Raw genomic sequence first — 12,139 nt, forward strand, 5'->3', positions numbered from 1 at the left:
AATTTTCTATTTTCGCTTTGAGTTTTTTACGGGCTTAGTATCTTATTTTAATTGAACTCGCCCTAAACTCTGTGCGAAAAAGATAAATTTTCCTAGAAACTAAAGTTTCTTCGTCAAATTTTCTATTTTCTCTTTGAGTTTTTTACGGGCTTAGTATCTTAATGGGTTTTGTATTGGTCAAGTTGGTCTTTTTTTGATATGATAGAGGAAGCATTTTACTAATAGGAGAAGTTATGTCGAATAATTTACTTGTTTTACAATCAGATTTCGGTCTGGTTGACGGAGCGGTATCAGCCATGATTGGGGTAGCGCTTCAGGAATCGCGCAATTTGGTGGTTCATAACTTGACACATGATATTACGCCTTACAATATTTTTGAGGGTTCCTACCGCCTCTTTCAAACGGTGGAATACTGGCCTGCGGGGACCACTTTTGTATCTGTTGTTGACCCCGGTGTTGGGTCAAAACGAAAGAGCGTGGTAGCTCTGACAGAGCAGAATCACTATATTGTTACTCCGGATAATGGAACCCTGTCTTTTATTAAGCAGCATGTTGGTATCAAGGCGGTACGTGAGATTTCAGAAGTGGCTAATCGTCGTGCCAATACAGAGCATTCCTATACCTTCCATGGTCGTGATGTCTATGCTTATACGGGGGCGAAACTAGCTTCTGGTCACATCACTTTTGAAGAGGTGGGGCCTGAACTAAATGTGGCAGATATTGTAGAAATTCCAACCGTAGCAACAGAAGTAGGTGTAGACTTTGTCAAAGGAGCCATTGATATTTTAGATGTTCGTTTTGGCTCTCTATGGACATCTATTACCCGTGAGGAATTTTATAGTCTTAGCCCAGCTTTTGCAGATCGTTTTGAAGTGACTATTTACAACAATGATATGCTCGTCTATCAAAATCAAGTGACTTACGGCAAGTCTTTTGCGGACGTCCGCATCGGTCAGCCTCTTCTTTATATCAACTCCCTCTATCGTGTGGGTCTTGCGATTAACCAAGGTTCATTTGCTAAAGCATACAATGTTGGCGTTGGACAAAATTGGCATATTGAAATTAGGAAAATGACTGTCTAGGTTTAGGAAATCAAAAGGAGAATCGTTATGAAAAATCATTCAATTAAAACAGTTGTGGGAACGGGAATTGGAGCAGCACTCTTTGTAGTGATTAGCTTGGTTATCAATATTCCCCTTGGTATTCCCAATACTTCTGTCCAACTTCAATATGCTGTTCAGTCTCTACTAGCCATTCTTTTTGGTCCAATCGTTGGTTTCTTAGTGGGCTTTATCGGACATGCTCTCAAAGACTCGCTCCAGTATGGTCCATGGTGGTCATGGATTTTAGCATCAGGTCTCTTTGGTCTGATTGTCGGTACCCTGAAATACCGCTTGCGCATCAGTGAGGGTGTTTTTACAACGAAGGACATTCTACTGTTCAATGGCGTGCAAATTTTAGCCAATGTCCTCTTGTGGGGTGTAGTCGCACCGATTTTGGATATCTTGATCTACCATGAGCCAGCCAATAAAGTGTTTGCGCAAGGAATGCTTGCAGGTCTTGCCAATGCAGCTACCGTTGCTGTTGCAGGAAGCCTCTTGTTAGCTGTATATGCTAAAAAACAAGTGCAAAACAATAGTCTATCTAAAGACGAGGATTAAGCATGAAGCAATACCTGTCCAACTTCTAGTTGGGCGGTTTTGTTTTGTATTTTCGGGCAAATAAATTGCTTTGGAGTGTCTATGGGAAGTATAATAGGGTATGGATGATAAAATTCAGATAATTTTTAGAAAGAAAAGGGAGAAGAAATCTTATGGCAAAAGATATTCGCGTCTTACTGTATTATAAATACGTTCCGATTGAAAATGCACAAGAATTTGCGGCGGAACATTTGGCATTTTGTAAAGCAATTGGCTTAAAAGGTCGTATCCTTGTAGCAGATGAGGGGATCAATGGGACGGTTTCTGGTGATTATGAAACCACCCAAAAATACATGGATTATGTTCACTCGCTTCCTGGTATGGAAGACCTTTGGTTCAAGATTGATGAAGAAGAAGAGCAGGCTTTTAAGAAAATGTTTGTTCGCTACAAGAAAGAAATTGTTCATCTGGGTCTAGAAGACAATGATTTTGACACTGATATTGATCCACTTGAAACAACCGGTGCCTACCTTTCTCCAAAAGAATTTAAAGAAGCTCTTTTAGACGAAAATACGGTTGTTTTGGATACACGTAATGATTATGAATATGACCTTGGGCATTTCCGAGGGTCTATTCGCCCGGATATTCGCAATTTCCGTGAGTTACCACAATGGGTTCGTGATAACAAGGAACGATTCATGGACAAACGTGTCGTTGTTTACTGTACAGGTGGCGTCCGCTGTGAGAAATTCTCTGGCTGGATGGTTCGCGAAGGCTACAAGGATGTCGGTCAGTTGCACGGTGGAATTGCAACGTATGGAAAAGATCCAGAAGTTCGTGGGGAGCTGTGGGACGGAAAAATGTACGTCTTTGATGAGCGTATCGCTGTTGATATTAACCATGTAGACCCTGTAGTAATTGGAAAAGACTGGTTTGATGGAACTCCGTGTGAGCGCTATGTCAACTGTGGAAATCCTTTCTGTAACCGCCGTATCTTAACTTCAGAAGAAAACGAGCATACCTACCTTCGTGGTTGCTCCCATGAATGCCGCATTCACCCACGGAACCGCTATGTTGCGGAGCACCAATTAAGCCGTGAGGAAGTCGTAGAGCGCTTGGCTATGATCGGGGAAGTCCTCGAAGACCTAGTCGCACAATAATTCTCCAGAGCACCTCAAGTTTAGATGATTCATCTAGTGCTTGGGGTGCTTTTATTTTGTATCGTAATCAGGGAATTCTTATTCAATGGACATTTAAGAGCGACTAATACTCTTTAAAAATCAAAAGGATACTTGGTCAACTTGCCTTGGTGAAGGCTCGTTCTACCTTCGGCTTCGATTATAAGGAAATGAGCGGTGCTAATCACATTTCCAACCTTTCACCATTCTTAATTGTGAAAGCTAGTCTACTTTTGATGTTTATTGAGTATAACACTTAGTGAAAATCAAATTCAGATGAGGTAATGCAGATGGAGTGTTTATAAGTTGTGGACAATATATAGCTGTCTAGTTTATAAAATAAATCCTGGATACTCTTTTACAGTGGAAGCTAGCTCTCTTTTGTGATAAAGGTATAGGTATCTATCTCTGTTGACCTGCTTGAACATGTGCAATTCTTCTTTTTTTACTCTAAATCATATTCATAAGCTTAGTATATCATCATTCATGTACAAACATACGGATTATAGTAATCATCTATTTTGAAATTGAGAAATCATTCACAAATTCTATGGAAATGTTGACGCTTTCAATATTTTTTGATAGTATTATATAGAAGTTTAAAAATAGTGATGATAAATTCTTCAATATTGTTAATATGAAATCGGAAGTATGTTAGACGAGGAGCTGTCCATGTTAAAAAGATATGTTTGTACCATGCCTTTGGAGGATTAGGAGCAATCGTTTTACTTGGGTTTGAGAATTGTTTTTATGCTCTAGTTAGTGGAAAGGGTTAATGTGTTAAAAATCATAAGTATCGTTCAATGTGTTATCGTCATTTTATTATGTATTAGTTTATTTCTTTCGAGAAGAGGATTTGATTCATTTCATAGTGTCCTTGTTTCTATCATCATATCAGAATTTGCTTTATTGGTCATGTTGTTGCAGGGTAAGTTTGCCTAGCTTGTTAGCTGTTGGGAGTGCCTTTTAACTATCATTTTAAAACGGATAAAAGGTATGAAATGATGCTTAATCATAAAGGAGAATTCTTATGGAATTAGTATTGCCAAATCATTATGTTGCCCTTGAACAAGAGGAGATGATGTATCTTGAGGGGGGAGACTTGGGTATATCAGCTGTGCTCGGTATAGTTAGTGGCGTTATAGCAATGGGAGGAGCTACTTATGGAGCGGGAACAGCAGCAACTACTAGAGCATACTATGCTGGATTGAGGAATTCGGAATATCAGAGGATAAAATGGCAAATTAGGGCTATTGCTGTAGTGTTAGGACATGCATTTGGAGTCGCATTTATGACAGGCTTTGAAAATGCATTTTATGCTAAAGTGACCGGACAGTAAAAGCAATGAGTAATAGGTCATTATTTTTACTTGTGGAAGGGATGATTGTTCTGCTTTTGTGTCTTATAATATATCTGACACAAACTGAATTCAATCACTTGTCAGGTGTTGCTTTAGTAGTAGCCATCAGTCAATTTGCTTTATTTGTCTCCTATTGGCTAATGTATAAAGAAAAGTAAAATTCAATTAGTTATGAAATATTTTTTGTAGGAAATGATGTGATTCATTTTGTTGCTTATTTGATATTATCGTGTATAGGCTTAGCCCCACTAGTACATGTCTATATCATTGGAACAAAGATGAGTTTTGAAAGGTAGCTACTTGCTATCATTGGTATAGTTTTGTGCTTATCTTAACATCGGCACGTTTTTATAACAGATTTTTTCATTTGGATCAGTAACCACGGTTCATTTTGTGTTAGCTACTATTGGTTTATTATTACCGAACATTGTATAGTGACATAAAATTGAGATGGGGTTAGCTATGAAAGGCAGACACGTTCAGGTGTTTTCATTTATAATGTTACTTATAAATGTGCCACTAGTGTTGTCAGCGTCGCCTTGTCGTATGCTAGATGGTTACTTGCTTTCGCAAGCTCTATTTCCTACTTCTATAGTCCTATGGACTATAGAAGTAGTTTCTGTCGAGTATAAAATGATTAATAATGGAACTCTCAGAATCGTTAGTTATTCAATGTTTCTGAGAGTTTTTTGAATTGAAATGAAAAATTATTCAAAATAGGTTGTCTACTCCATCTGAAATGAGTAGCTTTTTTGTAAAACACTCTTGTGTCTTATAAAGTGTGGGGTATTAAAAAAATGATGGAGTGTTAGAGTGATTTTATGGTAAAATAGGAGGGTAGGAAATGTTTGAAGAGTCACTTGAAAGAAGAATCAAGGGCTGGGAATTGCGGAAGAAATGAGATAAAAGCATTTATGAAAAGAGCAATCATTGAGTTTGAGAACTTTAGTTTTAAGTACAATGCTCAACAAGAAGCCACCTTGCATGAGATTGATTTGACCATTTATCAAGGGGAGAAGGTCTTGATTGTGGGGCCATCGGGTTCGGGGAAGTCTACCTTGGGTCAATGTTTGAATGGGATTATTCCGAATATCTATCAAGGGACCAAGACGGGAAGCTTGAGAATTGATGGAAAAGAAGCCTTTGAACGGTCGATTTATGAAAAATCCCTCTGCGTTAGTACAGTCTTGCAGGATACAGACGGGCAGTTTATTGGGCTTAGCGTAGCAGAGGATTTGGCATTTGCCCTTGAAAACGATGTCACTCCCTTGGAGGAGATGAAGACACGGATTCATACATGGGCTGAACGTTTGGATTTGCAGGAGTTACTGACCCATAGACCACAAGATTTATCTGGTGGACAAAAGCAGAGGGTAAGTTTAGCAGGGGTTCTGATTGATGAAAGCCCCATTTTGCTTTTTGACGAACCTCTGGCTAATCTTGATCCCAAATCAGGGCAAGAGACCATTGATTTGATTGATCGCCTGCACAAAGAACAGGGAACTACGACCATTATTATTGAGCATCGCTTAGAAGATGTGCTCTATCGTCAGGTGGATCGGATTGTCTTGGTCAATGAGGGACGGATTTTGTTTAATGGTTCGCCTGATGCCTTGCTTCGTTCTGACTTGTTGCGTGAAAACGGTATTCGGGAGCCACTTTATGTAACGGCCTTACGCCAATTAGACTATGATTTGGATAGGGAGGCAGATGTGACGAGTGTAGAAAGATTAGCCTTGACAGATGTCAAAGTAGAAGATTTGCCTGCGCTTATTGCAGAAGAAAAAGTAGAGCCGTCCTTACTGGAGGCACAGCACTTGTGCGTAGCCTATGGTGACAAGAAAGTGCTGAAGGATATCCAGCTCTCTATTTGTCAAGGGGAGCGCCTAGCTATTATTGGGAAGAATGGTGCAGGGAAGTCAACTCTTGCCAAGGCCTTGTGCCAGTTTGTAGAGGTTTCGGGCGACATTTTGTGGAAGGGGCAGTCGATTCAAGCTGATTCAATAAAGGAGCGGGCGGAGCGTATTGGTTATGTCTTGCAAAATCCTAATCAGATGATCAGCCAGACTATGATTTTTGATGAGGTGGCTTTGGGCTTACGGTTGCGAGGAGTAGCAGAAGCAGATGTGACTGAAAAAGTCGAAGCTGTTCTTCAAACCTGTGGACTGTATGCCTTTCGAAAATGGCCGATTTCAGCACTCTCATTTGGACAGAAAAAACGGGTCACGATAGCCTCTATTTTGGTTTTAAATCCAGATATTATTTTATTGGACGAACCAACAGCAGGTCAAGACCAGCAAAATTATACAGAAATCATGGACTTTCTTGATGAATTGAACCGCAAAGGACACACCATTATCATGATTACCCATGATATGCAATTGATGTTGGATTATTCTGACCGAGCCATCGTCCTAGTGGACGGGCAGATTATAGAGAATGCCCATCCAGCTAGTATTTTAACCAACCAGAATATTATTGAGGTTGCCAATTTAAAAGAAACGAGTATTTTCCATTTGGCTAAAAAACTGGGTGTTGATGCCCTAGCTTTGACTCGATTTTATATGGAAAGAGAAAGGAGGAACTAGATGAAAACGATGAATATTATTGGTTATCGGGTTGGTCGGGGTTTCATTTATGACCTGTCAGCCGTTAGTAAACTCCTCTTTTTCCTTCTCGTCTCGATAGCTGCTATGCTTACCTATGACACGCGCTTTATTGTTGTGATTGCTATTTTATCTCTCTGCCTATTTAAATGGTCGCAGATCCGCCTCAAGGAAGTGTCCTTTGTCTTTATTGTGACAACGATTTTTGCCTTGATGAATGTTATCATGGTCTACCTGTTTGCTCCAGAATATGGGGTTGAACTATATGGTGCAAAGACAGTCCTGTGGTCTGGGATTGGTGCCTATACCTTGACCAGTCAAGAACTTTTTTATCTCTTAAATCTGCTTCTGAAATATTTTTGTACCATTCCCCTTGCAGTTATCTTTTTGATGACGACCCATCCGAGCCAATTTGCATCGAGTTTGAATCAATTGGGAATTTCTTACAAAGTAGCGTATTCAGTCAGTTTGACCATGCGCTATATTCCAGATATTCAAGAGGAATTTTATACCATTCGGATGTCGCAGGAGGCAAGGGGCATCGAATTGTCCCCAAAAGGCAAGTTACTAGAGAGAATCAAGGGCAATTTGGCACTCGTCATTCCCTTAATTTTCAGCTCCCTGTCACGCATTGACACGATCTCAACTGCTATGGAGTTGCGTCGCTTTGGAAAAAATAAAAAACGAACCTGGTATACCTACCAAGCTCTTGGGAAAAATGATTATCTGGTGTTGACTCTCGCAATCAGTATCCTCTTCCTAACAGGAATCTTGTTTGTGATCAATGGAGGACGTTTTTACAATCCTTGGCGATGAGCAAAGAAGGTTAGCTTATACTCTTTAAAAATCAAAAGGCTCCTTCGTCAACTTGCCTTGGTGAACGCTAGTCTACTTTTGATTTTTATTGAGTATTACTAATGAGGATATACCGACAAAATAAGTGGGCTTTTTAACGATATTTTTCGTTGTAGTAGTATTTTAGAGGTTGGACACGTGTCCAACCTCTCTTTATAATGGTCGCTTATTGGGGATACCTGCTTTTCGGGGATATTTGTTTGGTGTTTCTTTTTTCTTTTCAACAATGGTTAAGGTTCGTGGGTCTCCATTGGGGAGGAAATAATCCACATTTTGGGTGACTTTTGCAAAGAGGACTGTAAGAGCATTTTTTGCTTGGCTTAGTTCATCTTCAGCGTTTGATGCCTTGAGGGCGATTAGTTTTCCGTTTACCTTAAGAAAGGGAATAGTCAGTTCAACTAGAATCTGCATGCGGGCTACTGCCCGAGCAGTCACAATATCGAATTGAGCGCGAAAAAGCCTATCTTGAGCGAAATCTTCAGCACGCCCATGATAGAAGTGAACCTTGGTTAAGCCCAATTCTTGGGCTAAGGTAGTTAGAAATTGGATCCGTTTGTTGAGCGAGTCAATGATGGTAACATCCAAGTTAGGAAAGAGAATTTTGAGGGGTAAACTCGGAAAACCAGCTCCCGCTCCGATATCAAGGAGGGAGAGAGGCTCATTTTTTAGGTATCCTTGTAGGATAGGGGCAAGTGAATCATAGAAGTGCTTGAGATAGACCCCCTCCTCATCTACGATAGCAGTTAAGTTAATCTTTTCATTCCATTCAATCAAACGAAAAAAATAGAGATTGAATTGCTCTTTTTGTTTATCTGTTAGAGGGTAACCCTGTGCCTCTAAAGCTGTGTAAAATTCTTCTGGTTTCATGCTTCCATCTTATCATAATATTGGGGAAAAAAACAGTCCAGTGGACTGTTTTTTCCCGAGCTAGGCACTAGAAAGGCGAGGTACAGTCCAGTGTACTGTTTTTTCCCGCGCTAGGCACTAGAAAGGCGAGGTACAGTCCAGTGTACTGTTTTTTCCGAACTAGGCACTAGAAAAGGCGAGGTACAGTCCAGTGGACTGTTTTTTCCCGCGCTAGGCACTAGAAAGGCGAGGTACAGTCCAGTGTACAGTTTTTTCCCGAGCTAGGCACTAGAAAGGCGAGGTACAGTCCAGTGTACAGTTTTTTCCCGCGCTAGGCACTAGAAAGGCGAGGTACAGTCCAGTGTACAGTTTTTTCCCGAGCTAGGCACTAGAAAGGCGAGGTACAGTCCAGTGTACTGTTTTTTCCCGAACTAGGCACTAGAAAGGCGAGGTACAGTCCAGTGTACTGTTTTTTCCCGCGCTAGGCACTAGAAAAGGCGAGGTACAGTCCAGTGTACAGTTTTTTCCCGCGCTAGGCACTAGAAAGGCGAGGTACAGTCCAGTGTACAGTTTTTTCCCGCGCCAAGACATAACCAACTAACTACCGCCATAATAAACGGGAGGGCAATCCAGTTCCGTTAGGAGCTTAAAGTAAAAAATAAAGAAGCGAAGACAATCGATTTTTTGAAAGAACGATTGTCTTCACTCCTTTTTATGCTTATTGTGAAGAATTTGGTGCTGGATTAGAAGGTTCAGCTTGTTCTTGTGTCGTGCTAGCTGGAGTGCTTGATTGAGACTGGTCAGCTGGCTGTCCAGTTGCCGGATCTGTGGTACTGGTGCTTGTCGAATTTGCATCCGAAGAGCTGGAGGATGGGGTGGTACTACTTGTACTGGTGCTGGTACCTGGAATATAGGTGTACTGTGGATAAGCTCCATCTAGATAGAGATAAGCACCATACTGGTTTACCCCGCTTGGCATTTCCCAATCCTCCGCAGTATCGATAGGATTGAGGTAAGCCATCATATTGCGATAGACATCTGTAGCGATAGGAATACCGTCGTCTAAGATAGGAGTTTGACGATTGGTATACCCTGTCCAAACAGCCATGGCATAGCGGGTTGTATAGCCGACGAAGTTTTCGTCAGGGACAACGAGTGAACTATAATTGGCTGCTTCGTTGTTAGCTAGAATGGTTTCCATTTCTGCCTCTGTATAATTGGCAGTACCCGTCTTACCTGCTTGAGGAAGACCTGGAATCACCGCATTCAGACCATTTCCGTAGGTTAAGACACTCTTCATCATATCGGTCATCATATAAGCGGTCTCAGGTGTCATGACCCGGCTCCCTTCAGGAGCAAATTCTTTTATACTACCATCACTAAAGACAACTTTATTGACATATTGTGGTTTGTAGTAGGTACCACCATTGGCAAAGGCGGCGTAGGCAGCAGCCATTTTTTCACTACTTGCTCCGTACTTAGAGTTGGAATCGGTTGTATTACTTGAAATCGAGTTTGAATAGAGCAATTCTGGATAAAAGATACCCAGACCATTTAAAAACTTATGAGCTCTTTCTAAACCTACTGCTTCTAGTGTCTTAACGGCAGGGACATTTCGCGAATATTGAATGGCGGCCTTTAAGGTGATCGAACCAAAGTAGGTTCGATCCCAATTATAGACAGGTGTGGTAGAAGCAGGATAATTATAAGGTGCATCGAGAATGATATCGGCTGTCGATTTGTAGACGCCGTATTCAAGGGCAGGAGCATAATCGGTAATCGGCTTCATGGTGGATCCGAAGTCTCGGTTGGTTTCAACAGCTTGGTTAGTACCGAAGGAAACATTGCTCGCTTGATTTCTAGATCCCAGCTGGGCAATGACACGCCCATTTGATACGTCAACGACGGTAGAAGCAACTTGGAAATTCTCATCAGGGTAGTTGACATAGGTGTCAGAGTTATAAATATCCCATAGCTGTTTTTGGGCGTTCACATCGACATTGGTATAAACATCAATCCCTGTAGTGAGCAGATTATACCCGGTTTTTGTCTCAACTTCTTCAATCACTTCCTTTAGGTAGTTATCCATATGAGGGGGATAAGCAGAAGTATTAGAAAGAGCTTGTAAACCATCTGCAATATCTGTTAGGACAGCCGCTTCATACTGTTCTTGAGAGATATATTTTTGTTCGAGCATTTGTTGCAATACGAGATCCCTGCGATACTTTGCAGCTTCCGGCTGGGTATAGGGGTCGTATTGATTGGGGGCTTGAGGCATACCGGCTAGAAGCGCTAATTGTGGAAGGGTAAGATCTTTTAATTCTTTTCCATAGTAGGCTTCAGCAGCGGTTTTCATTCCATAATTTCCATTTGCCATAAAGACCTTATTGATATAGTAGGTCAAAATTTCCTGCTTGGTGTTGCGACGCTCCAACTGAAGAGCCAACCAAGCCTCCTGGATTTTTCGCTTAATGGTTTGGTCATGGCTTGATGTTGAGAAATAGGTCAATTTGATGAATTGCTGATCTAGGGTAGACCCCCCTTGAAGGTGTCCACCCTTTAAATTGTTGACGAAAGAACCTGCAATCCGAATCACATCGATCCCGCGATGGTTAAAGAAGCGTTGGTCTTCGATAGCAACGATTGCATTGACCAAATCGGTTGGAATTTCAGATGTTTTTGCATTTGAGCGCTTTTCCGATCCCAAATCGGCAATCAGATTATTGTCCTTATCGTAAATTTTACTGGAGACCGTGGCTGTCAATGCTTCTTCAGTTAATGTTGGAGCAGATTTGACATAGTAAATGACCAGTGACAAGCCTGCGATAAATGCACAGATGAAACTAGCCAGAACAATGTTGGTAAAGACTAACCATATTTTTTTAAGGTTTGGTTTTTTCAAGAGTATCACCACCTAATAAATTTTTTTCAACAACCTCTAGATAAGGCAAGCAAGGATAGCCCCCCATCTCAATCTGAAAACCGTATTGACGAATGTAAGCAATCGGCATAGATCGTTTGCCCTTTTCTTCCTTGTAAAAGTCAATCAAGGCAGCAGCAGGTAACAGATAGGTTTCTTTTAGTGTTGAAAAGTGAAGGAGTACAAAACAAATTCCCCTTTGTTGCAGGACCTGACTCATGTGCTCAATCTGATGCAAGTGAAAATTTTTCATTGGCATCGCTGTCTTTTGCCGTGTTTCCTTGGCTTCAAAGTCAATATAGTGACCTTGGTAAACCCCTGAATAGTCGGTTGTAGATGCTTGTCTAAAGTAGGCCTCCACAATTTTTGCTCGACTCCTTTGGGGATAGTCTACTTTCACGATTTGCACTGGGGTAGGTTTCTTATGGATAACAGCATCACCATGAGCTAGATAGTAGCGGTTACTATCGTTAATAGCAGCTTCAAAGGACATGCCACGGTTGGCGAAGTCCACCTGCTGACGAGAAGAATCTGATTTGGTTCTATTGATTTTTTTTCTAACCTGATGAGGATAATTGACCATAGAACTCCTTCTTGATAAAATAAAATCATTATATTATACCACAACATAAGAAAAGAGTTCAAGTAATGCACATTGATCGGCACGCCGTACGCATGAAAACTTTCTTCTCTCCTTTTACACCTGTAAATAACTACTTTAAACTTGGTATCTC

At 41.0% G+C, this 12,139-nt stretch carries 9 protein-coding genes; 6 read left to right on the forward strand and 3 right to left on the reverse strand.

Features of this window, described 5'->3' with window-relative positions; translation table 11 throughout:
- Positions 1–233: 233 nt before the first annotated feature.
- The 6 genes from ACVPON_RS07720 to ACVPON_RS07745 all read left to right on the forward strand — a co-directional run bounded on the left by ACVPON_RS07720 (position 234) and on the right by ACVPON_RS07745 (position 7,600).
- Positions 234–1,082, forward strand: a complete 849-nt coding sequence (locus ACVPON_RS07720; protein ID WP_462877861.1) for an SAM hydrolase/SAM-dependent halogenase family protein — start codon at positions 234–236, stop codon at positions 1,080–1,082.
- A gap of 27 nt (positions 1,083–1,109) precedes the next feature.
- Complete coding sequence (locus ACVPON_RS07725) at positions 1,110–1,661, forward strand: ECF-type riboflavin transporter substrate-binding protein (RefSeq protein ID WP_462877864.1); 552 nt, start codon at positions 1,110–1,112, stop codon at positions 1,659–1,661.
- A 152-nt stretch (positions 1,662–1,813) separates the two neighbouring features.
- On the forward strand, positions 1,814–2,800 hold the full coding sequence (gene trhO, locus ACVPON_RS07730; protein WP_462877866.1) for an oxygen-dependent tRNA uridine(34) hydroxylase TrhO: 987 nt from the start codon (positions 1,814–1,816) through the stop codon (positions 2,798–2,800).
- Between the two features lie 1,048 nt (positions 2,801–3,848).
- A complete protein-coding gene (locus ACVPON_RS07735; RefSeq protein ID WP_462877868.1) occupies positions 3,849–4,157 on the forward strand; it encodes a hypothetical protein in 309 nt (102 codons plus the stop codon).
- A 935-nt stretch (positions 4,158–5,092) separates the two neighbouring features.
- Complete coding sequence (locus tag ACVPON_RS07740) at positions 5,093–6,766, forward strand: ABC transporter ATP-binding protein (RefSeq protein WP_462877870.1); 1,674 nt, start codon at positions 5,093–5,095, stop codon at positions 6,764–6,766.
- The gene (locus tag ACVPON_RS07745; RefSeq protein ID WP_462877872.1) at positions 6,767–7,600 is read left to right on the forward strand and encodes an energy-coupling factor transporter transmembrane component T family protein; all 834 of its coding nucleotides are present in this window, start codon (positions 6,767–6,769) and stop codon (positions 7,598–7,600) included. It abuts the gene before it with no gap.
- Between the two features lie 192 nt (positions 7,601–7,792).
- Here ACVPON_RS07745 and rsmG read toward each other — a convergent pair whose 3' ends face one another.
- The 3 genes from rsmG to recU form a co-directional block, all read right to left on the reverse strand.
- The gene (gene rsmG, locus ACVPON_RS07750) at positions 7,793–8,506 is read right to left on the reverse strand and encodes a 16S rRNA (guanine(527)-N(7))-methyltransferase RsmG (protein WP_462877874.1); all 714 of its coding nucleotides are present in this window, start codon (positions 8,504–8,506) and stop codon (positions 7,793–7,795) included.
- 697 nt (positions 8,507–9,203) lie between these two features.
- Positions 9,204–11,387 carry a penicillin-binding protein PBP1A gene (gene pbp1a, locus ACVPON_RS07755; RefSeq protein WP_462877876.1) on the reverse strand — a complete coding sequence of 728 codons (2,184 nt, stop codon included), beginning with the start codon at positions 11,385–11,387 and terminating at the stop codon, positions 9,204–9,206.
- A complete protein-coding gene (gene recU, locus ACVPON_RS07760) occupies positions 11,368–11,988 on the reverse strand; it encodes a Holliday junction resolvase RecU (RefSeq protein WP_462877879.1) in 621 nt (206 codons plus the stop codon). The genes pbp1a and recU overlap by 20 nt, the downstream gene beginning before the upstream one ends.
- Positions 11,989–12,139: the final 151 nt, after the last annotated feature.

Source organism: Streptococcus sp. 1F3, from assembly GCF_054968985.1.

Excerpts from the sequence above, each read along its gene's own strand:
- ACVPON_RS07720 (WP_462877861.1), top strand. The coding sequence starts at position 234 with ATGTCGAATAATTTACTTGTTTTACAATCAGATTTCGGTCTGGTTGAC.
- ACVPON_RS07725 (WP_462877864.1), top strand. The coding sequence starts at position 1,110 with ATGAAAAATCATTCAATTAAAACAGTTGTGGGAACGGGAATTGGAGCA.
- trhO (WP_462877866.1), top strand. The coding sequence starts at position 1,814 with ATGGCAAAAGATATTCGCGTCTTACTGTATTATAAATACGTTCCGATT.
- ACVPON_RS07735 (WP_462877868.1), top strand. The coding sequence starts at position 3,849 with ATGGAATTAGTATTGCCAAATCATTATGTTGCCCTTGAACAAGAGGAG.
- ACVPON_RS07740 (WP_462877870.1), top strand. The coding sequence starts at position 5,093 with ATGAAAAGAGCAATCATTGAGTTTGAGAACTTTAGTTTTAAGTACAAT.
- ACVPON_RS07745 (WP_462877872.1), top strand. The coding sequence starts at position 6,767 with ATGAAAACGATGAATATTATTGGTTATCGGGTTGGTCGGGGTTTCATT.
- rsmG (WP_462877874.1), bottom strand. The coding sequence starts at position 8,506 with ATGAAACCAGAAGAATTTTACACAGCTTTAGAGGCACAGGGTTACCCT.
- recU (WP_462877879.1), bottom strand. The coding sequence starts at position 11,988 with ATGGTCAATTATCCTCATCAGGTTAGAAAAAAAATCAATAGAACCAAA.